Here is a 26,788-nt window from a genome sequence, read left to right as displayed (position 1 = left end):
AGATGGACGGCCGTCGACGTAACCCGTATGAACTGACCGAGGAAACCCCGGTCTACGTCATCTCGGTGGCGGCCCAGCTCTCCGGACTCCACCCGCAGACGCTGCGCCAGTACGACCGGCTGGGTCTGGTCTCCCCGGACCGCACCGCCGGGCGGGGCCGGCGCTACTCGGCCCGCGACATCGAACTGCTCCGCCAGGTGCAGCAGTTGTCGCAGGACGAGGGCATCAACCTGGCCGGCATCAAGCGGATCATCGAACTGGAGAACCAGGTCGCCGCGCTGCAGTCCCGCGTCGCGGAGCTGCAGGCGGCCCTGGACGGCGCGGCGGCCGCGATGCAGCAGCGCGAGGCCGCCGTCCACGCCTCCTACCGCCGCGACCTGGTCCCGTACCAGGAGGTCCAGCAGACCAGTGCGCTGGTGGTGTGGCGCCCGAAGGGGCGGCAGCAGGACTGAGGGGAACACGGTGAAGGGGCCCGCGGGAGACCGCGGGCCCCTTCGGCGTTCCGCCGGGTCGACGGGTCAGAGCAGGTCGGGCCGGATCCGGTAGGGATGCGCGGGCGCGGTCTCGGTGCCGTCGGCGCGGACCCCGACCACCCGGTAGTACGAGACGGGTCCCGCCGGTCGCGGGCGGGGTGTCGGTGTAGGTGGTGGCGGCGGTCGCGGCCAGCGGCTCGGCGGGGTACGGGGAGCCCTTCGGCCGCCGGTAGAGGCGGTAGCCGGCGAGGTCCATCTCCTTGTTCTTCGCCCAGGCGAGCCGGGCCTTTCCGGTCGCGGTGTCGTAAGTGACCGAAGTGCCGGTCGGGACAAGGGGCTTGACCTCGTCGACGGTGGCGGACGTGCGCGGGGTGCAGGCGAACCTGACGCTCGCGGCGCCGGTCCAGTCGACGTGGTCGACGCGCAGGGTGTGGGTGCCGGCCGGGACGGTGACGCAGACGGTCTTCGCCCGTGTGCCCGAGGTTCCCTCGGCAGCCCCGAGGCGGGCGCGCCGGTCCAGTTCTGGTCGACGGCGGTGTCGCAGTCCGTCTTCTTCGGTGTGCCGGAGAACGTGGTGTTGGCGTAGAACGTCCGCTTGTACGCGGGTGAGGCGCAGTTCACCGCGGCGGAGGCGGGCGTGGTGACCGCGTTCAGCAGGGCGCCGGCGGTGGCGAGTACGACGGCCGTGGCGGTCGCGCGTCTGGCTGGGTTCATTCGGTCCTCTGGCCGAGTCGGAAGAGCGGAGCACGGCCGCCGGTGATCACGACTCGCGGTGAACCGGGTTGGTTGTACCGATCTTTGCCGACCCATGGGCTGTCTTTGAATGGAGGGTCCGTAAAGAGAGTTTGGAGGTGATTCCGCTCGCCCTTCACAGGGTCAGCTGAGCGTGGTGTTGCGGACTCGTTAAGTAGTTCCGCTTGACGCCGGGTGCGGCCTCCGCGTTGTCTTTTCAGACACCTGGGTCGTATAGCAGCCCTACGTCCGGAACGCACCTGAAGTGAGCCCTCGAATGCGTCGTATCGCCATATCCGTGGCCGCGTCCACGATGACCCTCTCGCTCGCCGGCTGTGGCGTGCTGGGAGCCACGGGGAGCGGCGCGAGCGCGAGCCCGAGCAAGGGCGACGACATCACCGTGGGTCTGCTGCTGCCGGAGAAGGCGAACACCCGTTACGACAAGTTCGACTACCCCATCATCCAGAACAAGGTGGCCGAACTGACGGGCAAGAAGGGCAAGGTCGAGTACGCCAACGCCGACGCGGACGCCACCCGGCAGGCCTCGCAGATGCAGAAGATGATCGACGAGAAGGTCGACATCATCATGATCGACGCGGTCGACTCGCACGCGATCGCCCCCGAGGTGCAGAAGGCCAAAAACGCGGGCATCCCGGTCATCGCCTACGACCGTCTCGCCGAGGGCCCGATCGACGCCTACGTCTCCTTCGACAACGAGCTCGTCGGCGAGGTGCAGGGCCGCACCCTGCTGGAGGCCCTCGGCTCCAGCGCCGACACCTCCAGCAAGGTCGTCATGGTGAACGGCTCGCCCACCGACCCGAACGCCAAGCAGTTCAAGCAGGGCGCGCTCTCCGAGCTGACCGGCAAGGTGACGATCGCGGAGACGTACGACACCACGGACTGGAAGCCGGAGCTCGCCGAGACCGAGATGGCCAAGGCCATCGCCGCGATCGGCAAGAGCAACATCGCCGGTGTCTACGCCGCCAACGACGGCATGGCCGGCGGTGTCATCAAGGCCCTGAAGGCGGCCGGTGTCACGAGCCTGCCCCCGGTCACCGGCCAGGACGCGGAACTCGACGCGGTCCAGCGGATCGTCGCCGGCGAGCAGTACATGAGCGTCTACAAGGCCTACCCGGACGAGGCCGAGGCCGCCGCGCAGATGGCCGTCGCCAAGGTCCAGGGCCAGGACATCCAGTTCGACGCGCTCACCCAGGACAAGGTCGACAGTCCCACCACCAAGGGCATCCCGTCCAAGCTGATCCAGCCGGTCGCCCTGACCAAGAGCAACATCAGGTCGACGGTCGTCGCGGACGGCATCTACACGGTGGCCGACATCTGCACGCCCAAGTACAAGGCGGCCTGCGCGGCGCTCGGCCTGAAGTAGGCCCCCGGAGCAGGTCGCACTTCCGCGGAGTGCTCCCGCCCCGCGCCACCCCCGTGGGCGCGGGGCACGGCCCCGGCGGGGCGGGGGTGCCGGGCCGGGGGCCGGTCCGGGTGCTGGAGTGACACCCGGGGGAAGCGGGACCAACGATGCCGTGACGCGGTCCGCCCCACCACCATCAGCTTGTTGCAATGCGAGGGGCGGAGCCTGGCCGATACCCGGACATAACAGCGTTTTGCGGCGGCCCTGTTGTGGAGAGCCGTGTTGCGGACCCGGTCGGCGCCCGCGCATAGTTGCGCTGCGGAAGTGGCAGCACACCGGGGGTGAAATGGGCGATGGCCGGGCGCGGGGCGGAGGAACATCCACACGGCGCCGACCGACTGTGCGCGGCCGGCGACCGGGTCTATTCCCGGGCCGTACGCCGGGGGCGGGTGCCGCGCACTGATGCCGAGACGGTGCCCTGCCTGCTGGAGCTGGCCCTGCTGCACCCGGACCCCGACGACATGGACTGGCTGGTGCCGACCTCCCCGCAGGAGGTCATGACCCGGCTGCTGCGCGGGGTCTACGACGAGGTCAGCGAGAGCCAGCGCCGGGTGGGCTCGGCGGTGGCCGCCTTCGAGTGGTACGCCGGACTCGGCCGTCAGCTGGGCGCACTGTCCGCACCGGCCGAGGGCAGCGCGATCCGGGTGCTGGACGGGCTCTCCCGGATCCAGGCCGCCATGGACGAGGCGACCGAGGCGTGCACCACCGAGGTGCTCACCGTGCAGCCCGGCGGCATCCGCCGGGAGGCGGAGCTGACCGAGGGGCTGCACCGGGCGCTGGCCCTGCGCGGCCGCGGGGTGCGCATGCGCGACCTGTACACGCATGTGGCCCGGCACGGCCAGGGCCTGCTCAACTACCTGGAGCTGATGGGCGACACGGTGGAGGCCCGCACCCTGGACGAGGTGATCGACCGCCTGATCCTCTTCGACCGCACGGTGGCCTTCATCCCCGCCAACGCCGACCGGACGATGGCCCTGGAACTGCGCCACCCTGCCCTGGTCGCCTACCTGGTGACGGTCTTCGAGCGGCTCTGGCGCCTGGCCATCCCGCTCACCGCCCCCCTCCCCGACACCGGCATCGAGGGCATCTCGCACCGCGAGCAGTCCATCGCCGCGCTGCTCGCCGAGGGCCACCAGGACGCCGTCATCGCCGAACGGCTCGGCATCAGCGTGCGCACCTGCCGCGCCCACATCGCCCGGCTGTCGGAGACCCTGGGTGCGGCCAGCCGTACCCAGCTGGGCGTCCGGATCGCCCAGGTCGGCCTGGACGGCCACCGCGGGTCCGGACTGCCGGCCGGCGCGCTCACGGCTCCTGATCAAGAATCCCCGAGCGTGCGATGAGATAGCCCAGCTGGGCCCGGCTGTCGCTGCCGAGGGTGGCGGCGAGCTTGGCGATGTGCAGCCGGGCGGTGCGGATGTTCATGCCCAGGCGGTCGGCGATGACGGCATCGGTGTGCCCCTCGACGAGGAGGGCGGCGATGGCGCGCTGACGGGGCGTGACGCCGTTCACCGACGGGGGCTGCACCGCCTTCGGGAACATCGGCGTGGCCAGCCGCCACAGCCGCTCGAAGGTCGTCACGAAGTACTTGATCAGGGCCGGGTGGCGGACCTCCAGGGCGAGGGTGCCGTCGTCGTCCGCCGGGAGGAAGGCGACCTTGCGGTCGATGACGATGAGCCGGTCCGGCACCTCGTCCAGGCTGCGGGCCTCGGTGTCGCCGCGCCGGAAGTGCTCCAACGGCCCGTACACCTCCGGCACATGGCGCAGGGTGTGCTGGTAGAGGGTGCGGATACGGCCGCCACGGTCCAGCAGCGCCTGGTCGCGCCCGAACGCGGTGCCGCGGGCCGTCTCTCCGCGCGGGCCGGTGAGGCCGGCGTGCGGCTGGATGGTCAGGGACTCCTCGGTGGCGTCGACCATCGCGTCCGTGATGGCCCGGTTGATCTGCTCGGTGCCGCTGAGCAGGCGCAGCATCGCCGGCTCGGTACCGGTGCCGGGCGGCTGTCCCACGCCGATCCGCAGGAGCGGCCCGAACCGTTCCACCAGCCGGTCCTCGCGCCGCCGTTCCTCGGCGACCCGGGCCGCGGAGGCGCGCAGCAGCCGGTGCAGGGCCGCGGCGGGCGCGACCGGTTCGAGCAGTCCGACGTCGTCCAGGACCGGGTGGAGCAGCCCGAAGTCGGTGAGACAGGGCACCTCGGCGGCATCGCCGGCGGGTATCCGCCCCTCCCGCAGGGCCCGCTCGTACACCTCCTCCCCGGCGGCGCACAACTCCTCGACCCCGTGCTCCCGGTGCGTCACGCGCTCACCTCGCCCCGCTCGTCGAGAATGCCGGACTGCCCGATGAGGTAGCCCAGTTGGGCGCGGCTCTCGCTGCCGAGGGTGGCGGCGAGCTTGGCGATGTGCAGCCGGGCGGTGCGGACGTTCATGCCGAGCCGGTCGGCGATGACGGCGTCGGTGTGGCCCTCGACGAGGAGGGCGGCGATGGCGCGTTGGCGGGGGGTGACGCCGTCCGGGGACGGCTGCCGGGCGGTCTGCCGGTACAGGGGCGTGGCCAGGTGCCAGAGCCGGTCGAAGACGGTCACGAAGAAGTCGACCAGGGCGGGGATGCGGATTTCCAGGGCGAGGGTGCGGTCCTTGTTCGCGGGGAGGAACGCGACGCCGCGGTCGAGGACGATCAGCCGCTCGGTGACCTCGTTCAGGGTGCGGGCCTCCGCATCGCCCCGCAGCGATTCGTAACGGCTGTGGACGGAGGGAGCGTGGCGCAGGGTGTGCTGGTAGAGGGTGCGGATACGGCCGCCCCGGTCCAGCAGGGCCTGGTCGCGGCGGAGGGAGAGGGCCCGCCGTTCCAGCGGCATGCTGGTGTGGGCGACGTGCGGCTGGATCGACAGGAGCTCTTCGCGGGCGTCGGCCATGGCCGTGGAGATGGCCCGGTTGATCCGGTCGAGGCCGCAGTGGACGCGGATGTCCGGTGCCTCTCCCAAGCCACCGGCGTGGTCGGCGCTCGCCCGCAGCAGCGGCTCGAAGGTCTGCGCGAGACCGGTTTCCCGCCGGCGTTCGTCGGCGATGCGTTCCGCCGAGGTGCGCAACAGCTCCTGCAGGGCCACGGCCGCGGGTACGGGCTCGAACCGGTCCAGGTCGGCCACGGCGGGCTGGAGCAGCCCCAGGGCGAGCAGACAGGGAACCGCTTCCGCCTCGGCACGGCAGAGGTGTCCCTCACGCAGGGCGCGCAGGTACAACTCCCGTCCCGGGGCGCACAGTTCCTCGGCACCGTGTGCGGGGTGCGGCGATCCGCCCACCGCGCCGATCCCCTGACCCGGCACCACGGTCAGCTCTCCCGGTCCAGGATGCCGGACTGCGCGATGAGGAAGCCGAGTTGGGCCCGGCTGCCGCTGCCCAGGGCGGCCGCCAGTTTGGCGATGTGGGCCCGGCAGGTGCGGACGTTCATACCGAGGCGGCGGGCGATCGCCTCGTCGACATGCCCCTCGATGAGCAGCTTCGCTATGGACCGCTGGACGCCGGTGATGCCCTCGGGGGTGGACTCGTAGGGCACCTCGTCCATCAGCGGGGTGGCCCGCTGCCAGAGCTGTTCGAAGACCTTGATGAGGTACTGCACAAGACCGGGGTGGCGCAGCTCCAGGGCGACCTGCCGGTCGTCCTGGGCGGGGATGAAGGCGACGGACGTGTCACAGATGATCAGTCGCTCGATCAGCTCCTCGAGCGTGCGGATCTCGACCTTGGCGCCCGCCATCTGGTCCATGTACGCGTAGGTACTCTGGCTGTGCCGCACGGTGTGCTGGTAGAGCGTGCGCATGGAGATGCCCCGCTCGATCAGCGGCTTGCTGCGCTTGAGCGCCTGACTGAGGATGTGCTCCGGCCGGCTGCCCCCGGGCTGCACGGTCAGGACCTCGGTCCGGGCCTCGGCGATGGCCCCGTCGAGCGCCGCGTGGATGCGGTCTATGCCCTCGAGCACGGTGATCGCGTGCGTGGTCGCCGGTTTCTGGGCACTGATGTCCAGGAACGGCTGGAAGGTGTCCGCCAGTTCCAGGGTGGCGCGGCGCCGGTCCTGGATCTCACGCTCCAGGGGCTGGAGTTGCTGGGCGAGCACGACGGACGGAGGAACCGGGCGCAGCCAGCCCGGATCGTCCGGATCGGGGTGGAGCAGGGCGAACTCGAGCAGACAGGGCGCGTTCTCGGCCTCTTGCCGGGAGATACGTCCGGAACTGAGAGCACTGGCGTAGAGACGCGAACCGTCGGCGCACAGGGCTGTGATGTCATGAGGATGTGTCGGTTTTGTGCGCTTAGTTGGCAAATCTCCACCCCCCAGGGTCCTGAACGTGCAGGAACATGATGCATCTCCTGTGTGGCATTGACGTGCCTGAATGAGCCATCGTCTTGTCAGACGGGGGAGAGGAAGCCATCAAGTGAGGACGAAGCCGACCATGAAAAAGAGAATGCTTCGCTCGGTGCTTGCCACTGCCTTCGTAGTCGCGCTGGCCAGCGGTGCGGCTGGTCCTCTTGACGTCGGCTGGGGTAGCCCGACCAAGACCGCGCACACGTCGGCCCAGGATGTCGGCTGGGGGGTCGTGGCCGGTGGCAGCCCCTCGGACGTCGGCTGGGACGTCGTGGCCGGCGGCAGCTCGGACGTCGGCTGGTCGACTCCGGCGGACGCGGCAGCATGACCACTCCACCCGACGACCGCTCCTTCCGCCGCGAAATGGCCACGGCCTACCGCTCCGGCTGGCACTTCATCGACCTGGTCACCGCCATCCCCCACAGCGGCGACTCGCTGATGGTGACCGTGTTCGGTGAGCCGGTCGTCGTGACGCGGGACGAGGAAGAGGACGTGCGGGCGTACCGGTGCCTGCGCAAGCCGCGTGGCGCCCCCCAGCCCGTGCGGTGTGCCATCCGGTACGGAATGATCTTTGTGAACCTCGACCAGCGTGACCACCGGCTCGCCGAGCCGACGGACCAGGACCTGAGGACCATCTCAGCCACCCCCCGCAGTGCCTGACGCGATTCCCCCGTCGTAAAAGATCGCTCAGGTGCTTCCCCCCGCAGCGGCGTCACCGTGACCTGAACACGGTGACGCCGCTGCAGTTTTCTGCGGACATTCCACGGTTTTTCACGGTATGGGACCGGTTCCAGGGTGGCTGAAAGTTTTCGGTCGTCTCAGCCGTTCCCCAAGGCTCGCTCCACCTCGATCTCGATCACCACGCGCGCCGGATTCGGCCTCGGCGTCCGCTCGTAGCGCTCGGCGTAGCGCCGTACCGCCTCCGCGACCCGCTCCGGTTCCGTCCGTACCCGCGCCCGCCCCTCCAGCGTGGCCCAGCGCCGGCCGTCCACCTGGCACACCGCGACCCGGGCGCCCTCCGGTCCGGCCGCGCGCACATGTCCCGCCTTGGCGCTGGTCCCGTTGGTGATCACCCTGGCCAGCCCGGCCTCCGCGTCGTACGTCACCCCCACCGGCACCACATGGGGGCTGCCGTCGGGCCGGAGCGTCGTCAGGGTGCACAGATGGCGTTCCCGCCAGAACGCCAGGTACTGCTCGGAGTGGATCGCCATGCTCCGCAACCTAGTCCCCGCAGGACCTTCCCCTCTGCCTTGAGCGGAATAGACTCAACTTTGTGTACGCTGGTTAGGTCAGCAGTGGAGAGTGTGCCCGAGGAGGAGAACGGACGACGTGGACGCCGAGCTGACCAACAGGAGCCGGGACGCGATCAACGCGGCCGGCAACCGGGCCGTGGCCGAGGGGCACCCGGACCTCACCCCTGCCCACCTGCTGCTGGCCCTGCTGCAGGGCCAGGACAACGAGAACATCACCGACCTGCTCGCCGCCGTCGAGGCCGACCAGGCCGCCGTACGCGCCGGGGCGGAGAAGCTGCTGGCCGCGCTGCCCAGCGTCACCGGGTCCACCGTCGCGCCCCCGCAGCCCAACCGCGAGCTGCTGGCCGTGCTCGCCGACGCCGGTGAGCGCGCGAAGGAGCTCGGTGACGAGTACCTGTCGACCGAGCACCTGCTCATCGGCATCGCCGCGAAGGGCGGCCGGGCCGGTGAGCTGCTCACACAGCAGGGCGCCGACGCCAGGAAGCTGCTGGAGGCCTTCAAGAAGGCCAGGGGAGGACGCCGCGTGACCACCGCCGACCCCGAGGGCCAGTACAAGGCCCTGGAGAAGTTCGGCACCGACTTCACCGCCGCCGCCCGCGAGGGCCGGCTCGACCCGGTCATCGGGCGGGACCAGGAGATCCGGCGTGTCGTCCAGGTGCTGAGCCGCCGTACCAAGAACAACCCCGTCCTCATCGGCGAGCCCGGCGTCGGCAAGACCGCCGTCGTGGAGGGGCTCGCCCAGCGCATCGTGAAGGGTGACGTGCCGTCGTCGCTGAAGGACAAGCGGCTGGTCGCGCTCGACCTCGGGGCGATGGTGGCCGGGGCCAAGTACCGCGGCGAGTTCGAGGAGCGTCTGAAGGCCGTGCTGTCCGAGATCAAGGAGAGCGACGGCCAGATCATCACCTTCATCGACGAGCTGCACACCGTCGTGGGCGCCGGTGCCGGCGGCGACTCCGCCATGGACGCGGGCAACATGCTCAAGCCCATGCTGGCCCGCGGCGAGCTGCGCATGGTCGGCGCCACCACCCTGGACGAGTACCGGGAGCGGATCGAGAAGGACCCCGCGCTGGAGCGCCGCTTCCAGCAGGTACTGGTCGCCGAGCCGACCGTGGAGGACACGATCGCGATCCTCCGCGGCCTCAAGGGCCGCTACGAGGCCCACCACAAGGTCCAGATCGCGGACTCGGCGCTGGTCGCCGCGGCCACCCTCTCCGACCGCTACATCACCTCCCGCTTCCTGCCCGACAAGGCCATCGACCTCGTCGACGAGTCCGCCTCCCGCCTGCGCATGGAGATCGACTCCTCGCCGGTGGAGATCGACGAGCTCCAGCGCGCCGTCGACCGGCTGAAGATGGAGGAGCTGGCGATCGCCAAGGAGACCGACCCGGCCTCCGTCGCCCGCCTGGACAAGCTGCGCCGCGACCTCGCCGACAAGGAGGAGGAGCTGCGGCACCTGACCGCCCGCTGGGAGAAGGAGAAGCAGTCCCTCAACCGGGTCGGTGAGCTGAAGGAGAGGCTGGACGACCTGCGCGGCCAGGCCGAACGCGCCCAGCGCGACGGCGACTTCGACACCGCCGCCAAGCTGCTGTACGGCGAGATCCCCCAGCTGGAGAAGGAGCTGGAGGCCGCCTCCGAGGCCGAGGAGGAGGCCTCCAGGGACACCATGGTGAAGGAGGAGGTCGGCTCCGACGACATCGCGGACGTCGTCGCCGCCTGGACCGGCATCCCGGCCGGCCGCCTGCTGGAGGGCGAGACGCAGAAACTGCTGCGCATGGAGGACGAGCTGGGCAGGCGGCTCATCGGTCAGACCGAGGCGGTCCGCGCGGTGAGCGATGCCGTACGGCGCTCCCGGGCCGGCGTCGCCGACCCCGACCGCCCCACCGGCTCCTTCCTCTTCCTCGGCCCGACCGGCGTCGGCAAGACCGAACTCGCCAAGGCGCTCGCCGACTTCCTCTTCGACGACGAGCGGGCCATGGTCCGCATCGACATGTCGGAGTACGGCGAGAAGCACAGCGTGGCCCGGCTGGTCGGCGCGCCTCCCGGCTACGTCGGCTACGAGGAGGGCGGCCAGCTCACGGAGGCCGTCCGCCGCCGCCCGTACTCCGTCGTCCTCCTGGACGAGGTGGAGAAGGCCCACCCCGAGGTCTTCGACATCCTGCTCCAGGTGCTGGACGACGGCCGCCTGACCGACGGTCAGGGCCGCACGGTCGACTTCCGCAACACCATCCTGGTGCTCACCTCCAACCTGGGCAGCCAGTTCCTGGTCGACCCGTTGACGAGCGAGGCGGAGAAGAAGGAACAGGTCCTGGAGGTCGTCCGGAGCTCCTTCAAGCCGGAGTTCCTCAACCGCCTCGACGACCTGGTCGTCTTCTCGGCCCTGACCAAGCCCGAGCTGGAGCGGATCGCACAGCTCCAGATCGACCGGCTCGGCAGGCGCCTGGCCGAGCGCCGGCTCACGCTGGACGTCACCCCCGAGGCGCTGGCCTGGCTGGCGGAGGAGGGCCTGGACCCGGCGTACGGCGCCCGCCCGCTGCGCCGCCTCGTCCAGACCGCCATCGGCGACCGCCTCGCCAAGGAGATCCTCGCCGGCGAGATCAAGGACGGCGACACCGTCCGCGTCGACCGCTTCGGCGAGGGCCTGCTGGTGGGCCCGGCGACCGGCAAGACGCTGTGACGCTCACACGCTGAACGCGGTGAACCGTACGAGGGCCCGGCCGGGGCCCTCGTACGTCACCTGCACCGTGACCGCGTCCGCGTCGGCGGCCCGTCGCCGCCCGCGCCGTTCGGGTCCGGACGGAGATCCGCCGACCCCACTGGTTCACCGGCCGTCCACCCGACCAGCCGGATCTTGTCAGCCGAAGGCTGACAGGCCCCGCCGGGGCTTGCCACCCCCCTCCCCGCATGGGGGAGGATGGCGGAATCCGCATGAAGGGAAAAACACGGTGAGCATCGACCCGTCCTCGATTCCGAACTTCGGGGGCCAGCCCGAACCGCAGCCCCAAGGACCGGCGGGCCCCGTCGTCCCGGATCAGGACCTCGTGAAGCAGCTCCTCGACCAGATGGAGCTGAAGTACGTCGTCGACGAGGAGGGTGACCTCGCGGCTCCGTGGGAGCAGTTCCGCACCTACTTCATGTTCCGCGGAGAGGCCGAGCAGGCCGTCTTCTCGGTGCGGACCTTCTACGACCGGCCGCACAAGATCGACGAGAAGCCGCAGCTGCTGGAGTCCGTCGACGACTGGAACCGCCGCACCCTGTGGCCCAAGGTGTACACCCACACCCACGACGACGGCACGGTCCGGCTGATCGGCGAGGCCCAGATGCTGATCGGCACGGGCGTCGACATCAACCACTTCGTCTCCTCGACCGTCAGCTGGGTGCGGGCCGCGATCGAGTTCGACCGGTGGCTCGTCGAGCAGCTCGGCCTGGAGCAGGAGGTCAACGAGGCGGACGAGAACCCCGAGGAAGACGGCGAGTAGGCGCCGCCCCACCGCCTACAGCGGTGCCTGCGCGTACACCACCAGGTACGCGCCGTAGACATAGCTGAGCCCGGCCAGGGCCGCGACCAGCACGGTCGCGTGCCAGGGCCGGGCTCTCGCCGTCCGCGCCAGGCCCCGGGCCAGCGGCAGCAGCAGCGGGAACGCCGGCAGCAGGAAGCGCGGCTTGGACTCGAAGAAGCCCGACCCGCCCAGCGCGACCAGCAGCAGCACCCCGCTGAACACCAGCAGCGGCAGCGGAGCGCGGTCCAGCAGCAGCAGCGCGTACAGCACCGTCGCCGCCGCGACCAGGACCAGCGCCATCGGGAACACGAACGGGCTGCCGTGCAGCAGCATCGCCCGCACGAACTGCAGCGAGCCGTGCCCGAAGTCGAACGTCGACCCCCACAGCCGCTGCACCTCGAAGTAGCCCCCGAACAGATCCCCCTTGCGCCGCCCGACCCACAGCACATAGCCCGTCCAGCCCAGCGGGGCGAGCGCCGCGCCCGTCCACAGCCTGTGGGAAACCCTTCCGCGGCGCCGCCACACCTCGGCCCCGGCCGCGGCCAGCACCGCGGCGGCGACCGCGAACCCGTTCGGCCGGGCCAGCCCCGCGCCGGCCGCCAGCGCACCCGCCCACACCCAGTTCCCGGCCAGCACCGCATACAGCGACCAGGCCGCGAACGCGGTCAGCACCGGCTCGGTGTACGCCATCGACAGCACCACCGCGTGCGGCAGCAGCCCCCACACCAGCACCAGCGCGACACCGGTGGCCCGCCCGTGCAACCGGGAGCCGGCCGCGTGGATCCCGGCGGCGGCCACCGCGGCCCCGGCCCACGAGATCAGCAGCCCCGCGACGCCACCGCTGACCGGGACCAGCGCCGTCACCGCCCGCAGCAGCGCCGGGTACAACGGGAAGAACGCGAGGTCGCTGTGCGGGCCCGGGTCGTGGGAGGGCAGGTCGTGACCGTAGCCGTGCGCCGCGATGCCCAGGTACCAGACCGAGTCCCAGGACCGGCCGAGCAGGTGCAGGGGGTGCCGGCCGGCGATGTGCGCGACGAGGGCGAGCACGGCCACCCCGGTGAGCCGCACACCGAGAAAGAGCCCCACGGCGACCCCGCCCGCGCGGGCGAGGGAGGGCCGGGCGCGGTCTCGCTGCGCCGGCTTCCGCGCGGCTACGGGCGGGGCGAGGGTGGTGCTGGCCTGGGTCACATCACCGCACCCTGCAAGGGCGCGGGTGCGGAAGCGAGCAGGCGGCGGCCGAGTGCGGCACGGGTTCACCTGTGTCGCGTACACGGAGAACCGCCCCGAAGGCGCGGGCTCACATCGCCCGCAACCGCTCCACCGCCTCCCGCAGAACCTCCTCCCTCTTGCAGAACGCGAACCGCACGAACGGCGCCCCCGCCTCCCGGTCGTCGTAGAACACGGCGTTGGGGATCGCCACGACGCCGGCCCGCCGCGGCAGGGACCGGCAGAAGGCGAAGCCGTCCTTCTCGCCGAGGGGGCGGATGTCGGTGGTGATGAAGTACGTGCCGGTCGGCCGGAAGACCTCGAAACCCGCCTCCGCCAGCCCCTGCGCGAGGATGTCCCGCCGGGCCAGCATGGACCGGCGGAACTCCTCGAAGTAGGCGTCGGGCAGGGCGAGCGCCTCGGCGACCGCGTACTGGAAGGGGCCCGCGGAGACGTACGTCAGGAACTGCTTCACCGAACGGACCGCGCTCACCAGCTCCGGCACGGCCGTCACCCAGCCGACCTTCCAGCCGGTGAAGGAGAACGTCTTGCCGGCCGAACCGATCGTCACCGTGCGCTCGCGCATGCCGGGGAAGGAGGCGAGCGGCAGGTGCTCGGCGTCGTCGAAGACCAGGTGCTCGTACACCTCGTCCGTCACCACCAGCAGGTCCCGCTCGACCGCCAGCTCGGCGATCGCGGCCAGCTCCGCGCGCGTGAGGACCGTGCCGGTCGGGTTGTGCGGGGTGTTGATCAGCAGCAGCCGGGTGCGGCCGGTGACGGCGGCCCGCAGCTCGTCCAGGTCCAGGCGGAAGGAGCCCTCGTGCGGGCGCAGGGTCACGGGTACGCGCGTGCCGCCCGCCATGGCGATGCTCGCCGCGTAGGAGTCGTAGTACGGCTCCAGGGCCACGACCTCGTCGCCCGGCTCCACCAGCGCCAGCAGCGCGGCCGCGATCGCCTCCGTCGCGCCCGCCGTGACCAGTACCTCGGTGTCGGGGTCGTGGTCCAGCCCGTAGCGGCGCCGCTGGTGCGCGGCGATCGCGGTGCGCAGCTCCGGGATGCCCGGCCCCGGCGGGTACTGGTTGCCGCGGCCGTCGCGCAGTGCCCGTACGGCCGCCTCCCTGACCTCCTCCGGGCCGTCGGTGTCGGGGAAGCCCTGGCCCAGGTTGATCGACCCGGTGGACAGGGCGAGCGCGGACATCTCGGCGAAGATCGTCGTGCCGAACCCGGCGAGCCGGCGATTGAGGTGAGGGCGTGCGCTGGAGGTCATGGCGGCCATCCTGCGCCCAAGCTCTGGAGTTCCTCAACACTGCTTCGCTGATGGGCGCCTGCGCCGGTATCCAACCCACCATCGCTCACCAGGGGAAGGGCTGTCCTCGGCTGTCGTCATCTGTCGTCGTCGGCCGCCCTCGGACGGCCCACAGACGGCCCCGCTGTACCGCAGTTGTGCCTGTGGCTCAGTCCTCGTCCTCGTCAAGGCCGAACCCGTCCGGGACAGCCAGCAGGGCCTCGCGCCACGGCCCTTCCGGCTCTTTCATGGCCGCTTCGCGGAACAGGTCTGCGAGTCGGTGCCGATCTTCCGCGCTGAGGCGGCCGAAGAGGTACGCCGGATACTCGAACCATGTGGACGCCGCGTCCGGCGAGGCTTCCTCATCTGTGCTGGTGTCCACTGCTGCCACGAGGTGCGCCATGGCTTCTGCCAGTGTGCTCAGGAGCGGATCACGGTGGCCACTTGTTGGGGTCAGCTCGCCAGAATGCATGCGTGCACCGTATCCAGCGGTCGGCGTAGCGACTTTGGCCGGGAGCTGCTTTGGCGCGAGTGATCATGGCCCCGTAAGCTTCCGGCGCGTCGGGCAGTCTGTGGACCTGCCCGGTAAAGCACGACGTTGGGGCCATGATCTTCGAGGCTCGCGCCAAAGTGGCTGGCTAAAGTCGCGGAGCCGACCGCCCCAGCCACGACGTGTTCTGACCTCATGCACGGTGTGCCTGCCTCTTGGGCGGGAGCGGGCGGCCGGCGGTGCCGAGCGGGGCGGAGACATGAGCGCGGGCGCCGCCGGCCGCCCGCGCCCGCCCGGAGGAGCGAAGCGACGACGGGTGCTTGATGAGGTAGAGAAACCTGTAACTGGAGCTGCGAAGCATCCCGGTGGCTGAGGCTGCCTACTGGAGGTCGTATTCCGCCGCGAGGATGCGCCCTGGCCCCATGTAGTCCCGGGCGTACTCGGTGATCTGCCCGTTCTGGTCCCAGTAGTGGTTCGCCATGCTCAGTACAGGGGTGCCGGGATCAAGGGCCAGAAGCGGCGCAACGTCCTCCGGCAGTTCCTCGATCGACACCGAGTCCCGGCGCTTCACCGCCCGCCGGCCTGTCCGGTCCTCGATCAACCCGAAGGTCATCTTCGGGAGTGGCCCCGTTGAGATCAGTTCCGGTGCCGCCTCCGCCAACTCCCCCGGAAGCCACGACGTGGACAGGGCAACCACCCCATCCTCATCGAGGTACCGGCGTCGGCGCTGGACCACCTGGGTCCCCTCCTCCACTTCCAGCGCGTCAGCGACTTCGGCGTTGGCAGGGACTAGCTCAGCACTGATGATCTCCACCCGCTCGCCGGGCCTGAAGCCGCTGCCGGTGGTCCGTTGCAACTGAAGTCGATCAGGTCCGGTCGTGAGCTTGCTCGGCATACGCGCCACCGTTCCAATCCCTGGGATGGTCTCTGCGTATCCCTCTGCCCGCAGAACGGACGCGACTCGCGTAGCGGTAGCCACCGAGACACCCTCGTCGCGAACGATCTCGCGGACCGACGGGATGCGATCTCCGGGCTGCAACTCGCCGCGCTCAATCCGGTTCTTGATCTGCACCGCAATGCGCCGATACGGCGGCAGCGCAGGCGAGTTCCCGGCCATGTGCACAGCTCCCTTCTAGAGCACTTTAGAACACCCTCTTGACGCTGTGGGTGCTCTAAAACACTATAGAGCTGTGCCCCCAAGCTCCGACAGGTGGGAATTGGCACTAACTCGTCTGCCCAGGGGCGGCGCTCAACCGCCAAGAAGAACCGCCGCCCCTGGCCCCTGTGAAGGGAGCTTCATCATGCCCGCTTCCGGCCTCATCACGCCTGCCGCTCCGCCCGTCTTAGGGCCGACCCGGACGCCTGTTCGCCTGGTGCGCGGCGGCCGAGCATGCCCCATCTGTGGTGAGCGGCGCTGCTCGAACCCGGCCGAGTGCACGAGCGAGTACGCCAACCGGTCCTGGGACGAGTGCGCCGACTGCGGCGGCACCGGCTACGACACCACTGGCTTCGACATCTGGTGCCCGATCTGCGTCGGAACCGGAGAGGTGGAGGTCTGAGCATGAGCGTGTTCCCGTCCTGCCTGGACCTGCTGGACCGACCGGTAGCTTGCCCTGGCTGTCGCACACATGCCCCGTTGTGGACCTGGGTTCGCATCGATGACCTGCGCGTCCTCACCCACGACGGTGACATGATCTGCCCCGCCGACCGCACGTTCGGCGGTCAGACCGCCCCTGAACCGCTCCCTGTGGGTGAGCTGGGGGTGGCTGCGTGACGGTCTTCCCCGTCGCCCCTGAGGCCGTGGCTGGTGCTGCGGCCTCTTTGGGCACCGACCCGATCACTCTCGCTGACCTGCTCCGGGTGGCGAACTCGCCGGGCTTCGACCGCTGGCAGGAACAGATCCGCCGCACGGGCGGCTGCGCCCACCCGATCCGCCTGCGGGGCGAGACGATCACCCGCGACCGCGTGACCGGGGACGTCCTCTACTCCTACAGCACCGAGCAGGAGCCGGGCGGCATGCTCCGGGTCGCCTGCGGCAACCGGCGGGCCTCCCGCTGCCCGGCCTGCGCCTGGACCTACGCCGGGGACACCTACCACCTGATCCGGGCCGGGATCACCGGCGACGAACGCAAGGACGTACCCGCCACCGTGCGGGATCACCCCCGCGTCTTCGCCACCCTCACGGCTCCGTCTTTCGGCCCCGTGCACAACCGGCCCGACTCCGGACACTGCCGCTGCGGTATCTCCCACGCCGAGGACGACCCCGCCCTGGGCACAGCCCTGGACCCGGAGCGCTACGACTACGCGGGCGCGGTGCTGTGGAACAACCACGCCGGGGACCTGTGGCGGCGCTTCACCGTCTACCTCCGCCGCGAGATCGCCGCCCGCGCGGGCCTGACCCAGACGGCCCTACGGGAGGTGTGCCGGGTCTCCTTCGGCAAGGTCGCCGAGTTCCAGAAGCGCGGCTCCGTCCACTTCCACGCCGTGGTCCGCCTCGACGGCCCGGACGGCCCCGACACCGCCCCGCCGGCATGGGCCACGGTCGCTCTCCTGGACTCCTCGATCAAGGCTGCCGCCGCTCGGGTCTCCGTCCCCGTGCCCGCCTCCGGTGACCACCCGGCCCGCGTCCTGCGGTGGGGCTCTCAGGTCGACGTGCAGCCCATCGGCGCGCTCGGGCAGGAGGAACTGACCGAACAGGCCGTCGCCTCCTACGTGGCCAAGTACGCCACCAAAGCGGCCGAGACCACCGGCACGGTGGATCACCGGATCGGGGAGCTGTCAGAACTCGATCGGCTGCCACTGCCCGCCCACACCCGGCGGCTCATCGAAGCCTGCTGGGACCTGGACGACGCCTACCCCGAACGGCTACTGGCCCGCTGGGCTCACATGCTCGGCTTCCGCGGGCACTTCTCCACCAAGTCCCGCCGCTACTCCACCACCCTCAGCGCCCTGCGCCAGGTGCGTGCCGACTACCGCGCCCGCCAGGAACGCCGCGAACGCGGGCTCTCCGAAGACCTCGACGACACGGAGGGCTCCACGCTCGTGCTCGCCCACTGGACGTACGCCGGACAGGGCCACACCCCCGGTGAATCCTGGCTCGCCGCCACGATCGCGAAGGAGATCCGACTGAACCGAGAGACAGCACGCGAAGCGCTCGCCGACATGCCCGACTCGGACGACTGGGAGGTGTGCGCATGAGGCGTCTGCCTGACCAGTACCTGACCCCGGAAGACCTGGTGGTCATGCTCCGTCTGCCGAGTGTCGACACGGTCTACCAGTGGCGCCGCAAGGGCACCGGACCCCGTGGCTTCCGCGTCGGCCGGCATCTCCGGTTCGACCCCGAAGACGTGCGGGCCTGGGTCGAGTCCCTCATGGAAGGGGCCGCCTGATGGCTGGCCACATCCAAGACCGCTGGTACAGGGCTCAGAGGGGCGCCGACGGTAAGACCGTTCGCGTCAAGACCGACCGTTACGGCACCGGAATGCGCTATCGCGCGCGGTACGTCGGCCCCGACGGCACCGAGAAGTCCAAGAGCTTCCCCGACGGCAAGAAGCGCCTCGCTGAGAAGTGGCTCAGCGCCATCGAGACCGACATGACGCGCGGCCAGTACACCGATCCCAAGTCCGTGCGGATCACGTTCCGGCAGTACGCCGAGAAGTGGTTGGACTGCAAGACGTCCAGCCCGATGACCCGAAGGGAACTCGGCCGGCGCCTCCGGCTGCACGTCTACCCGGTGCTTGGTTCTCGACCGGTCGGGACCTTCCGGCCCGAACACATCCGGGAGCTCCTGGCCGCACTGGAAGCGAAGCCCGGCGTGAGTGCCTCCTACACCCGGAACATCTTCGCGGACGTTCAGTCGGTCCTGTCTGCTGCTGTGGACGACTCGCTACTGTCGCGCAACCCGTGCAGCGCGCGGACCGTGCGACGGCCCAAGCCAGACGCGCACCCGGTAGTCCCGTGGGTACCCGCCCAGGTGTTCGCCGTACGAGCGGCCCTTCCGGAGCGGTATCGAGCGATGGTCGACGTCGGCGCCGGATGCGGACTCCGCCAGGGGGAAGTCTTCGGCCTGGCCGAGGACGCCATCGACGTGGACGGGCGCACCCTCCACGTGGTGCGGCAGATCAAGCACGTGGAGGGTCACCCCGTCTTCGCCCTCCCCAAGGGAGGCAAGAAACGGGCCGTGCCGCTGCCCAGCTCCGTCGCGGAAGCCGTCCGGGCGCACATGGACGCCTTCAAACCCGCAGAGATCACGTTGCCGTGGGACGTGCCCGAAGGGCCGAAGGTGTCGGCCCGGCTGATCTTCACGGCTGAGCAGGGGGGAATGGTGTGGCGGAGCAACTTCAACGGCAAGGAGTGGAAGCCCGCTCTCGCCGCCGCTGGTGTCATCCCGGAAGCAGATGACGACGGCAAGTACGAGTCGGCACGCGAGCACGGCATGCACGCCCTCCGGCACTTCTATGCATCCGCGCTGCTGGACGCGGGCGAGAACATCAAGGCCGTCAGCGAGTACATGGGCCATGCTGACCCGGGGCTGACGCTGCGGGTGTACGCGCACCTAATGCCGGAGAGTCGAGAGCGCGCCCGTCGGGCAATCGACCGGGTGTTCCAGCGCAGTTCCGGGGAGGACCGGGACCCACGGTTGACAGAGTGAGGCACGGCGCGACGGGAAGCCCTAACTGATCACTAAGCCCGTCGTACGCCACGGACCATCACTCAAGAGCTTCCGACTGTGGCGACCACGGCACGGTCACCGGCACCGCGATTTCGGCTGTGGATCCGTTCGTGGTCCGCCGCACAGTCCTGGGTATCAGATGGTCCTTAGTGCTTGTGGCCGCCCCACCACCGATCAAACGGCTGACTATGCGCATGTCGATTCGGTAGCCGCAAACTCCCGAAAAGTACATTCATCATGAATGGTCGAAATCAGTTTCGAGATGAGGGAGAGTGGCGTGCGGAAGACCCTCCGGCTCACCATGGCCGTGGCGGCGGCAGCTGCTATCAGCAGCTTGAGCGTCGGCAACGCCCATGCTCAGGACGGCGGACGGTTGTCGCGTATCTTGTCGCCAGCGGTGTGTGGCTTGCAGATCAACCTGCTTGGCAACAACAACCAGCAGACCGTGACTTGCAATGAGAACTCGACCCCGACGCCACCCCCGAGTGGCGGTGGTTTGACCGGGTTTGATACCGAATTCGGGAACGCTACCGTGCAGCCGGGAGAGGTGGCTATTGCGACTGCGACCTGCCCGAATGGGAAGGCGCCCACGGGAGGCGGCTTCAGCGAAAACCCCGGTGACTCCTGGCAGGTAACGGCCTCTGAAATTCAGCCGGGTGTTGGCCCGGGTTCGAGTGGCTGGACGGCGATCGCCAAAAACACCGGCAGCGGGCCTCAGACACTCACCGCCGGGGTGGTCTGCTACAACGGCACAACGGCATGACCTGACGTGCAGCCAGTCCTCGCATGCTGCCGGTCGTCTCTGCTTGCCAACAGGTAGTTATCCACCGACCGCTTCCGCACGTCATGCAGGATGAACACGGCCCGCAGGCGGCCCAGTGACATCCGGTCGGCCCCTGAACTGCCAATGTGCGCAGGTCAGGGGCCTTTTCCCGTTGCCGATCCTCAGAAGTTCCTCAACTCTGCTTTGCGCCCCGAGGCGGCCGGGCATCTGCCGGTCACCGCGGTCCACGAGGGACCGCTTCGGGGGAACGGAAGGAGGGTGACGCCATGGTCGTCGGCATCATCTTCATCCTGGTCGTGGCCGCGTTCGTGGCCGTCACGGCGCTGGCCGGCGCCCGGACCGGGAGCCGGCAGCGCAAGGTGTCGCTCGGCAAGAGCGGCCGTGGCCGGTCCGGGTCGTACCGCTCGTCGTCCTCGTCCTCGGCGTACGACGGCAGCGGCAGCTGGTGGGCGGGCGGCACCGACTCCGGTTCGTCGGGCGGGCACCACGGTGGCCACCACGGTGGCCACTCCTGTGGTGGCGGCCATTCCTGCGGCGGCCACTCCTCCTGCGGCGGAGGCTCGTCGTGCGGCGGGGGCGGATGCGGGGGAGGCAGCTGACACGGGGCAGCCGAGCTCCCGGGGGAGCCGTATCCGGGCCGCATGCGAGCGCCCGCCGGACGAGGACGGCCGGCGGGCGCTCGCCGTTCGTTCGGCGCGCCCGGCGTGCGCCATGGTTGAACAGTTGAACTGTGGAGCCCTCTGAGGGATGGAAACCCCACGAAGTTGGGTAAAAACGCTGTCGGGGCGCCACTGTCCATGATTCCCTCTAAACCGCCAACGCAGCCCCTCGGACGTCCCTGAGACCTCCCGCCCCGGCCGAGCCGGCTGGGCTGACATGGCAGATCTCCCCCCTCATCGCGTGTTAGCGGAGCCGATCCATGCTCACGACCCTGAACACCTCCTACACCGATACACGGGCTGCCGACCTGGCCTGGGCCCTGGGACGCGAGCCGCTGCCGGCCCTGGCCACCCTCGACCTCGAACTCACTGGGGCGAAGCTCCAGTTGAGACTGCTCGGCGCGTCCCACCAGGTGTTGCTGGACGAGGAGCGCGGCCGCTGTTCGGAGACGGTCGCCTGCATCCCCGGCTCCAGCACCCCGCTGCCCCTCGGCGTCGCCAAGCGCGTCGGCGACTGGGAGTACGAGTTCGCCGCCCGCGTCGAGGTGCTCACCCCCGGCTCGTTCGCGGGCCGCGCCCAGGAGTTGCTGGCCCTCGTCTCCGACCATCCGCACGGCCTCGCCGGCGTCTTCCCGGGCAGCCCGCACGCCTTCACCGCGATGCTGGCCCAGCGCCACGAGGGCCAGGTGCACTGGCGCACCTGGCACGCCTACCCGCAGGACGGGCAGTTGGTGGCCACCCGGACCCGGGTCGGGGTGCGGGTGCCGACCGCACAACTGAACTGAGCGCGCCGCGCAGACATAAACCCCTTACACGTCAACTGCCTTCAGATCCACACGTGTGGGTGACGAAGCGTACCGAGCGTGTGACGTAACGTCGCAGCGTGATCGATCCGCACGCTCCCGCGCAACCGGGTTGCCCGCCGTCCTGGACAGGCCCCGCCCGGCTGCCCGTCCGGCCCGGCACCGGGCGGTTCCTGGTCCTTGTGTGCGTCTTCGTCTGCGCGGCCTGCGGACTCGTCTACGAACTCGAACTCGTCGCGTTCGCCTCGTACTTGATGGGTGACTCGGTCACCCAGGCCTCCGTCGTGCTGTCCGTGATGGTGTTCGCGATGGGCATCGGCTCCCTCGGCGCCAAGCGGCTGCGCTGGCACGCGGCGGCCGGGTTCGGCGCGATCGAGACCGCGCTCGCGCTGATCGGCGGATGCAGCGCGATGGCGCTGTACGCCGTCTTCGCCTGGACCGGCGGCTGGGGCGGGGTGTGGGCCGAGGGCCCGCGCTGCCTGCTGGTCGCCTTCTCCCTCGCCATCGGCCTGCTCATCGGCGCCGAGGTCCCGCTGCTGATGGAGCTGATCCAGCGCATCCGCCACCAGGACGCGGGCGGCGCGGTGGCCGACCTGTTCGCGGCGGACTACGTCGGCGCGCTGGTCGGCGGCCTTGCCTTTCCCTTCCTTCTCCTGCCCGTCCTGGGCCAGTTGACGGGCGCGCTGCTCACCGGCACGGTCAACGTCGTGGCCGGCGGTGCCCTGGTCCTCGGTCTCTTCCGCCGCGACCTCACCCGCCGGGCCCGCTGGACCCTGCTCCTCGTCGGCCTCACCGTCCTCGGCGTCCTCGCCTCCGCCGCGGCCCTCGCCGACGAGTTCGAACGCGCTGCCCGGCACGCCGTCTACGGCAAGGACGTCCGGGTCGCCGAGCAGACCGGCGTCCAGGAGGTCGTCCTCGCCGGCGGCACCGGCGGCAAGCCCCTCGACCTCTTCCTGGACGGCCGGCTCCGCGTCGGCGGCCGCGACGAACGCCGCTACCACGAGGCCCTCGTCCACCCGGCCATGTCCGACGGCCCGCACGCGCGCGTGCTGATCCTCGGGGGCGGCGACGGCCTGGCCGCCCGCGAGGTGCTGCGCCACGGGGGAGTGCGCCGCGTCGACGTCGTCGAACTCGACCCCGGCCTGCTCCGCCTGGCCCGCCACGACCCCGGCCTCGCCGCCGCCAACGGCCACGCCTACGACGACCCCCGCGTCCACACCACCACCGCCGACGCCCTCGGCTGGCTGCGCGGTGCACCCCCCGCCCGGTACGACGTGGTGATCGCCGACCTCCCCGACCCCTGCATCACCGCCAGCACCAAGCTCTACTCCCAGGAGTTCTACGGCCTGGCCCGCCGCGTCCTCGCCCCCGGTGGCCGGCTCGTCGTCCACGCGGGGTCGGTCACCAGCCGCCCCCGCGTCTTCTGGACGGTCGCCGCGACCCTGAGCGCCGCCGGCCTCGCCGGCTCCCCCTACCGGGTACTCGGCCACGACTCCGGCTTCCCGGCCGGCCCCGACCGCTCGGCGGGCGCGTCCGGAGCCCCGCACGACTGGGGGTTCCTGCTGGCTCGCCCGGGGACCACTCCGCCACCGCTGCGACTGGCCAACGGGCCCCTGCGCACCCTGACACAGGCGGACCTGACGGCGGACGCGCGGGCGGCGCAGCGGACCCGCATCGGGGGGCTGCCCGCGTCGACGCTGGTGCATCCGCGGTACTGAGGAGTCGGTCGGGGGTGTCGGCGAGCCAGGTCGGGGGTGCCGGCGAGCCGGTCGGGCGAGGGTGATTTCCGGTTACACCTGGGTAGGCTCACCCGACATGGAGCACCAGGTCTTCGTCGCGGTCCCGCTCGAGCCGCTCAGAGCCGCCCTGGCCGACCCCGCGCGCGTCGCCCGCGCGGTCCCCGGCCTGCAACAGGACGCCGGTGCCGAACCCGTCGCCGGACGCCTGAAGCTCCGCGTCCAGGGACACTCCGTCACCTACCGGGGTACGGCCCGGGTGGTCGCCCGCAAGGACGGCACGTACGCCGTCGAGGCCGACGCCACCGAGGCCCGCGGCACCGGCGCGGTGAAACTCGCCCTCACCCTGCGCCTCGCGGAGGCCGAGGGCGGTACGACGGTCACGGTCGAGGGCACGGCGGACGCGGACGGCCGTATCGCCGAGCTCCCGCCGGACGCGGTCCACGCGGCGCTGATCCGCCTGCTGAACCGTTTCGTGGAGAACCTGGCGGCGCCCCAGGAGGCGCCGGAAGCCGAGGCCGGGCAGACCTCCGTCTTCGAGGCCGAGATCCCGCCGCCGTCCCTGGACCCGGCGGCCGACCGCCTCGCCGAGGACTTCGCCGACACCGGCGAGCCGCCCGCCGAGGCCGCGCACGCACGCCGGACGATGATCGGCCGCAGCGCGGAGGAGGTCGACCATGCCCCGCCGCGGGGGCGCTACGCACCCGTGCCGGCACCCCAGACGGTCACGGCCACATCGGCACTGCGCTGGGCGGCTCCGGCGGCGGCGCTGGTAGTGGCGTCGGCGATCGTCGTCAGCCGGGCACTGCGCAAACGCCGCTGAGCGAAAGCGCCCCCGTCTCCCCCAGTAGCCTCTTCCCGTGAGTAACGAAGACATCACGCTGACCGCGGGCAACGCAGAAGTACGCGTCAGCCCCGCCCACGGCGGCCGTATCAGCAGCCTCGAGGTCGACGCCCTCCAACTGCTGAGGCAAGGCCACCGCTACGGCTGCTTCCCGATGGTGCCGTGGTGCGGCCGCACCAGGGACGGCCGCTTCCTGGACGGCGGCACCGTCCGCCAGATGCCGCTCAACTCCCCGCCGCACGCCATCCACGGCACCGCCCGCGACGGCGCCTGGCGCACCGCGCGCGTCGCGGAGAACGAGGCGGTGATCACGTACGACCTGGTCGACCCCTGGCCGCACCCCGGCCGCGTCACCCAGGTCGTCACGCTCGCCGAGGACGGCCTGACGCTGACGATGTCCGTGGAGGCGCGGGACGACTCCTTCCCGGCGCAGATCGGCTGGCACCCCTGGTTCAACCGGAACCTGGGCGGTGCGGACGTGACCGTCGACTTCAAGCCCGCCTGGCAGGAGGAGCGCGGGGACGACCATCTGCCCACCGGCAACCGGATCGACCCGGAGCCCGGTCCCTGGGACGACTGCTTCGGCATGCCCGGCGGCGTCGACGTCACCCTCACCTGGCCCGGACGGCTTCAGCTGAAGGTGACCAGCCGCGAGGAGTGGGTGGTCGTCTACGACGAGCAGGCGGAGGCCGTGTGCGTGGAGCCGCAGACCGGCCCGCCCAACGGCCTGAACACCCTCCCGCGCCTGGTCACCCCGCTGGAGCCACTGGAGGCGACGACGACCTGGAGCTGGCGGCGCCTTTAAGCTGGTCGGCATGACGGACGTACGTGGCGCGCTGCTGCAGCAGATCAAGGACAAGGCCGTGGTGCACGGCAAGGTGACCCTCTCCTCGGGTCTTGAGGCCGACTACTACGTCGACCTGCGCCGCATCACCCTCGACGGCGAGGCCGCCCCGCTGGTCGGCCAGGTGCTCCTGGACCTGACGGCCGACCTGGAGTTCGACGCGGTCGGCGGCCTGACCATGGGCGCCGATCCGGTGGCGGCCGCCATGCTGCACGCCGCCGCCGCGCGCGGGCAGCGGCTGGACGCGTTCGTCGTACGGAAGGCGGCGAAGGCGCACGGGCTGCAGCGGCGCGTGGAGGGCCCGGACATCGCGGGTCGCCGGGTGCTCGTCGTCGAGGACACCTCCACCACCGGCGGCTCCCCGCTCACCGCCGTCGAGGCCGTGCGCGAGGCCGGTGCCGAGGTCGTCGCCGTCGCGACCATCGTGGACCGCGCGACCGGCGCCGCCGAGAAGATCGAGGCCGGCGCGGGCGTTCCGTACCGTTTCGCCTTCTCGAAGGATGAACTGGGTCTGGACTGACGACGCGGATTGACCTGGACTTGACCGGCGCATGGACCACCGGTCCATGTCTGGAAAGATGGGGACGACGACGGCGTCGAAACCCCCAGGTCTAGGTCAGGGCCGTAACGCACAACCCCAACCCGCAACACAAGGAGCGGACAGATGCCCATCGCAACCCCCGAGGTCTACAACGAGATGCTCGACCGGGCGAAGGCAGGCAAGTTCGCCTACCCGGCCATCAACGTCACCTCGAGCCAGACCCTGAACGCGGCGCTGCGCGGCTTCGCGGAGGCGGAGAGCGACGGCATCGTCCAGATCTCGACCGGTGGTGCCGAGTTCCTCGGCGGCCAGTACAGCAAGGACATGGTGACCGGCGCGGTCGCCCTCGCCGAGTACGCGCACATCCTCGCCGAGAAGTACCCGGTCAACATCGCGCTGCACACCGACCACTGCCCGAAGGACAAGCTCGACGGGTACGTACGTCCGCTGATCGCGGTCTCCGAGGAGCGCGTGAAGGCCGGCAAGAACCCGCTGTTCCAGTCCCACATGTGGGACGGCTCCGCCGAGACCCTCGCCGACAACCTCGCCATCGCCCAGGAGCTGCTGGAGCGCACCCGCGCCGCCAAGATCATCCTTGAGGTCGAGATCACCCCGACCGGCGGCGAGGAGGACGGCGTCTCGCACGAGATCAACGACTCCCTCTACACGACGGTCGAGGACGCGATCCGCACCGCGGAGGCCCTGGGCCTCGGCGAGAAGGGCCGCTACCTGCTGGCCGCCTCCTTCGGCAACGTCCACGGCGTGTACAAGCCGGGCAACGTCGTGCTCCGCCCCGACCTGCTGAAGGAGCTGAACGACGGCGTGGCCGCCAAGTTCGGCAAGGCGTCGCCGTTCGACTTCGTCTTCCACGGCGGCTCCGGCTCCACCGAGCAGGAGATCCTGACCGCGCTCGAGAACGGCGTCGTGAAGATGAACCTGGACACGGACACCCAGTACGCCTTCACCCGTCCGGTCGCCGCCCACATGTTCCAGAACTACGACGGCGTCCTGAAGGTCGACGGCGAGGTCGGCAACAAGAAGGCCTACGACCCGCGCACCTGGGGCAAGCTGGCCGAGGCGAGCATGGCCGCGCGTGTCGTCGAGGCCACGCAGAACCTGCGCTCGGCGGGCAACAAGATCAAGTAAGCGGTGCCCCCGCGGTGGGCCCGGCGGCTGTCCTCGCCGCCGGGCCCGCTGTATA

General features: G+C 70.6%; 26 protein-coding genes and 1 pseudogene. 18 read left to right on the top strand and 9 right to left on the bottom strand.

Annotated elements, in window-relative coordinates:
- Positions 1-2 precede the first annotated feature (2 nt).
- Positions 3-452 carry a heat shock protein transcriptional repressor HspR gene (locus ACFYZB_RS24435; protein ID WP_351209734.1) on the top strand — a complete coding sequence of 150 codons (450 nt, stop codon included), beginning with the start codon at positions 3-5 and terminating at the stop codon, positions 450-452.
- Positions 453-609: 157 nt separating this feature from the next.
- Here the strand turns inward: ACFYZB_RS24435 and ACFYZB_RS24430 are convergent.
- Positions 610-1,187: pseudogene (locus tag ACFYZB_RS24430) on the bottom strand (hypothetical protein); the annotation flags it as partial.
- 295 nt (positions 1,188-1,482) lie between these two features.
- On the opposite strand from ACFYZB_RS24430, the gene ACFYZB_RS24425 reads away from it, so the two are divergent.
- Positions 1,483-2,589, top strand: coding sequence for a sugar ABC transporter substrate-binding protein (locus ACFYZB_RS24425; RefSeq protein WP_388762253.1), 1,107 nt, complete (start codon positions 1,483-1,485; stop codon positions 2,587-2,589).
- A 332-nt stretch (positions 2,590-2,921) separates the two neighbouring features.
- Positions 2,922-3,968: a LuxR C-terminal-related transcriptional regulator gene (locus ACFYZB_RS24420; protein WP_388762250.1), complete on the top strand. Its 1,047-nt coding sequence runs from the start codon at positions 2,922-2,924 to the stop codon at positions 3,966-3,968.
- Here ACFYZB_RS24420 and ACFYZB_RS24415 read toward each other — a convergent pair.
- Genes ACFYZB_RS24415 through ACFYZB_RS24405 form a run of 3 tightly spaced genes read right to left on the bottom strand, consistent with a single transcriptional unit; the run spans position 3,931 to position 6,931 of the window.
- Positions 3,931-4,920, bottom strand: coding sequence for a helix-turn-helix transcriptional regulator (locus ACFYZB_RS24415; RefSeq protein WP_351209744.1), 990 nt, complete (start codon positions 4,918-4,920; stop codon positions 3,931-3,933). The two genes, ACFYZB_RS24420 and ACFYZB_RS24415, sit on opposite strands and share 38 nt — an antisense overlap.
- On the bottom strand, positions 4,917-5,918 hold the full coding sequence (locus ACFYZB_RS24410) for a helix-turn-helix transcriptional regulator (RefSeq protein ID WP_388762672.1): 1,002 nt from the start codon (positions 5,916-5,918) through the stop codon (positions 4,917-4,919). Before ACFYZB_RS24410 ends, ACFYZB_RS24415 begins: the two co-directional genes overlap by 4 nt.
- A 29-nt stretch (positions 5,919-5,947) precedes the next feature.
- Positions 5,948-6,931, bottom strand: coding sequence for a helix-turn-helix transcriptional regulator (locus tag ACFYZB_RS24405; protein ID WP_388762247.1), 984 nt, complete (start codon positions 6,929-6,931; stop codon positions 5,948-5,950).
- Between the two features lie 154 nt (positions 6,932-7,085).
- Between ACFYZB_RS24405 and ACFYZB_RS24400 the strand changes: the two genes are divergently transcribed.
- A complete protein-coding gene (locus ACFYZB_RS24400) occupies positions 7,086-7,301 on the top strand; it encodes a hypothetical protein (RefSeq protein WP_388762244.1) in 216 nt (71 codons plus the stop codon).
- Complete coding sequence (locus ACFYZB_RS24395) at positions 7,298-7,633, top strand: hypothetical protein (protein WP_351209750.1); 336 nt, start codon at positions 7,298-7,300, stop codon at positions 7,631-7,633. Before ACFYZB_RS24400 ends, ACFYZB_RS24395 begins: the two co-directional genes overlap by 4 nt.
- A 158-nt stretch (positions 7,634-7,791) precedes the next feature.
- On the opposite strand, the gene ACFYZB_RS24390 is transcribed toward ACFYZB_RS24395, so the two are convergent.
- Positions 7,792-8,184: a PPOX class F420-dependent oxidoreductase gene (locus ACFYZB_RS24390; protein ID WP_351209752.1), complete on the bottom strand. Its 393-nt coding sequence runs from the start codon at positions 8,182-8,184 to the stop codon at positions 7,792-7,794.
- Between the two features lie 118 nt (positions 8,185-8,302).
- On the opposite strand from ACFYZB_RS24390, the gene clpB reads away from it, so the two are divergent.
- Positions 8,303-10,900 (top strand): ATP-dependent chaperone ClpB, encoded by a 2,598-nt coding sequence (clpB, locus tag ACFYZB_RS24385; protein WP_388762240.1) that lies wholly within the window; start codon positions 8,303-8,305, stop codon positions 10,898-10,900.
- A gap of 268 nt (positions 10,901-11,168) precedes the next feature.
- Positions 11,169-11,702: a YbjN domain-containing protein gene (locus ACFYZB_RS24380; protein ID WP_351209756.1), complete on the top strand. Its 534-nt coding sequence runs from the start codon at positions 11,169-11,171 to the stop codon at positions 11,700-11,702.
- 15 nt (positions 11,703-11,717) lie between these two features.
- Here the strand turns inward: ACFYZB_RS24380 and ACFYZB_RS24375 are convergent, their stop codons facing one another.
- From ACFYZB_RS24375 to ACFYZB_RS24360, 4 genes are all read right to left on the bottom strand, one after another.
- Positions 11,718-12,911: a hypothetical protein gene (locus ACFYZB_RS24375; RefSeq protein WP_388762237.1), complete on the bottom strand. Its 1,194-nt coding sequence runs from the start codon at positions 12,909-12,911 to the stop codon at positions 11,718-11,720.
- Between the two features lie 109 nt (positions 12,912-13,020).
- Positions 13,021-14,205, bottom strand: coding sequence for a pyridoxal phosphate-dependent aminotransferase (locus ACFYZB_RS24370; RefSeq protein WP_388762234.1), 1,185 nt, complete (start codon positions 14,203-14,205; stop codon positions 13,021-13,023).
- A 178-nt stretch (positions 14,206-14,383) separates the two neighbouring features.
- Positions 14,384-14,686, bottom strand: a complete 303-nt coding sequence (locus tag ACFYZB_RS24365) for a hypothetical protein (protein WP_388762231.1) — start codon at positions 14,684-14,686, stop codon at positions 14,384-14,386.
- A gap of 397 nt (positions 14,687-15,083) precedes the next feature.
- Entirely contained in the window at positions 15,084-15,821 is a 738-nt protein-coding gene (locus ACFYZB_RS24360) for a GntR family transcriptional regulator (protein ID WP_388762228.1), read from the bottom strand.
- 683 nt (positions 15,822-16,504) lie between these two features.
- On the opposite strand from ACFYZB_RS24360, the gene repSA reads away from it, so the two are divergent.
- The 11 genes from repSA (at position 16,505) to fbaA (ending at position 26,733) form a co-directional block, all read left to right on the top strand.
- Positions 16,505-17,902, top strand: a complete 1,398-nt coding sequence (gene repSA, locus ACFYZB_RS24355) for a replication initiator protein RepSA (RefSeq protein WP_388762669.1) — start codon at positions 16,505-16,507, stop codon at positions 17,900-17,902.
- Positions 17,899-18,093, top strand: coding sequence for an AlpA family transcriptional regulator (locus ACFYZB_RS24350; protein ID WP_263211546.1), 195 nt, complete (start codon positions 17,899-17,901; stop codon positions 18,091-18,093). The genes repSA and ACFYZB_RS24350 overlap by 4 nt, the downstream gene beginning before the upstream one ends.
- Positions 18,093-19,355: a tyrosine-type recombinase/integrase gene (locus tag ACFYZB_RS24345; RefSeq protein WP_388762224.1), complete on the top strand. Its 1,263-nt coding sequence runs from the start codon at positions 18,093-18,095 to the stop codon at positions 19,353-19,355. The genes ACFYZB_RS24350 and ACFYZB_RS24345 overlap by 1 nt, the downstream gene beginning before the upstream one ends.
- Positions 19,356-19,617: 262 nt before the next feature.
- Positions 19,618-20,139 (top strand): hypothetical protein, encoded by a 522-nt coding sequence (locus tag ACFYZB_RS24340; RefSeq protein WP_388762221.1) that lies wholly within the window; start codon positions 19,618-19,620, stop codon positions 20,137-20,139.
- Between the two features lie 287 nt (positions 20,140-20,426).
- Complete coding sequence (locus tag ACFYZB_RS24335; protein WP_388762218.1) at positions 20,427-20,759, top strand: hypothetical protein; 333 nt, start codon at positions 20,427-20,429, stop codon at positions 20,757-20,759.
- Positions 20,760-21,079: 320 nt separating this feature from the next.
- Positions 21,080-21,604 (top strand): DUF2617 family protein, encoded by a 525-nt coding sequence (locus tag ACFYZB_RS24330; protein WP_388762215.1) that lies wholly within the window; start codon positions 21,080-21,082, stop codon positions 21,602-21,604.
- Between the two features lie 98 nt (positions 21,605-21,702).
- Positions 21,703-23,340 (top strand): polyamine aminopropyltransferase, encoded by a 1,638-nt coding sequence (locus ACFYZB_RS24325; protein ID WP_388762212.1) that lies wholly within the window; start codon positions 21,703-21,705, stop codon positions 23,338-23,340.
- Between the two features lie 97 nt (positions 23,341-23,437).
- The gene (locus ACFYZB_RS24320; protein WP_388762209.1) at positions 23,438-24,181 is read left to right on the top strand and encodes an SRPBCC family protein; all 744 of its coding nucleotides are present in this window, start codon (positions 23,438-23,440) and stop codon (positions 24,179-24,181) included.
- Positions 24,182-24,218: 37 nt separating this feature from the next.
- Positions 24,219-25,007, top strand: a complete 789-nt coding sequence (locus tag ACFYZB_RS24315) for an aldose 1-epimerase (protein WP_388762206.1) — start codon at positions 24,219-24,221, stop codon at positions 25,005-25,007.
- A 10-nt stretch (positions 25,008-25,017) separates the two neighbouring features.
- Positions 25,018-25,566, top strand: a complete 549-nt coding sequence (gene pyrE, locus ACFYZB_RS24310) for an orotate phosphoribosyltransferase (protein ID WP_351209770.1) — start codon at positions 25,018-25,020, stop codon at positions 25,564-25,566.
- Positions 25,567-25,710: 144 nt separating this feature from the next.
- Positions 25,711-26,733 (top strand): class II fructose-bisphosphate aldolase, encoded by a 1,023-nt coding sequence (gene fbaA, locus ACFYZB_RS24305; RefSeq protein ID WP_351209772.1) that lies wholly within the window; start codon positions 25,711-25,713, stop codon positions 26,731-26,733.
- Positions 26,734-26,788: the final 55 nt, after the last annotated feature.

Source organism: Streptomyces sp. NPDC001852 (genome assembly GCF_042891825.1).
In the GTDB taxonomy this organism is placed as follows: Bacteria; Actinomycetota; Actinomycetes; order Streptomycetales; family Streptomycetaceae; genus Streptomyces.
The sequence above is the reverse complement of the archived record's forward strand: the minus strand, read 5'-3'. Positions and strand labels throughout refer to the sequence as shown.

What these genes read in the sequence shown, in the direction of transcription:
- ACFYZB_RS24435 (WP_351209734.1), top strand. Translation starts at nt 3, where the DNA reads ATGGACGGCCGTCGACGTAACCCGTATGAACTGACCGAGGAAACCCCG.
- ACFYZB_RS24425 (WP_388762253.1), top strand. Translation starts at nt 1,483, where the DNA reads ATGCGTCGTATCGCCATATCCGTGGCCGCGTCCACGATGACCCTCTCG.
- ACFYZB_RS24420 (WP_388762250.1), top strand. Translation starts at nt 2,922, where the DNA reads ATGGCCGGGCGCGGGGCGGAGGAACATCCACACGGCGCCGACCGACTG.
- ACFYZB_RS24395 (WP_351209750.1), top strand. Translation starts at nt 7,298, where the DNA reads ATGACCACTCCACCCGACGACCGCTCCTTCCGCCGCGAAATGGCCACG.
- ACFYZB_RS24390 (WP_351209752.1), bottom strand. Translation starts at nt 8,184, where the DNA reads ATGGCGATCCACTCCGAGCAGTACCTGGCGTTCTGGCGGGAACGCCAT.
- ACFYZB_RS24370 (WP_388762234.1), bottom strand. Translation starts at nt 14,205, where the DNA reads ATGGCCGCCATGACCTCCAGCGCACGCCCTCACCTCAATCGCCGGCTC.
- ACFYZB_RS24365 (WP_388762231.1), bottom strand. Translation starts at nt 14,686, where the DNA reads ATGCATTCTGGCGAGCTGACCCCAACAAGTGGCCACCGTGATCCGCTC.
- ACFYZB_RS24360 (WP_388762228.1), bottom strand. Translation starts at nt 15,821, where the DNA reads ATGGCCGGGAACTCGCCTGCGCTGCCGCCGTATCGGCGCATTGCGGTG.
- ACFYZB_RS24350 (WP_263211546.1), top strand. Translation starts at nt 17,899, where the DNA reads ATGAGGCGTCTGCCTGACCAGTACCTGACCCCGGAAGACCTGGTGGTC.
- ACFYZB_RS24345 (WP_388762224.1), top strand. Translation starts at nt 18,093, where the DNA reads ATGGCTGGCCACATCCAAGACCGCTGGTACAGGGCTCAGAGGGGCGCC.
- ACFYZB_RS24340 (WP_388762221.1), top strand. Translation starts at nt 19,618, where the DNA reads ATGGTCGAAATCAGTTTCGAGATGAGGGAGAGTGGCGTGCGGAAGACC.
- ACFYZB_RS24335 (WP_388762218.1), top strand. Translation starts at nt 20,427, where the DNA reads ATGGTCGTCGGCATCATCTTCATCCTGGTCGTGGCCGCGTTCGTGGCC.
- ACFYZB_RS24330 (WP_388762215.1), top strand. Translation starts at nt 21,080, where the DNA reads ATGCTCACGACCCTGAACACCTCCTACACCGATACACGGGCTGCCGAC.
- ACFYZB_RS24320 (WP_388762209.1), top strand. Translation starts at nt 23,438, where the DNA reads ATGGAGCACCAGGTCTTCGTCGCGGTCCCGCTCGAGCCGCTCAGAGCC.
- pyrE (WP_351209770.1), top strand. Translation starts at nt 25,018, where the DNA reads ATGACGGACGTACGTGGCGCGCTGCTGCAGCAGATCAAGGACAAGGCC.
- fbaA (WP_351209772.1), top strand. Translation starts at nt 25,711, where the DNA reads ATGCCCATCGCAACCCCCGAGGTCTACAACGAGATGCTCGACCGGGCG.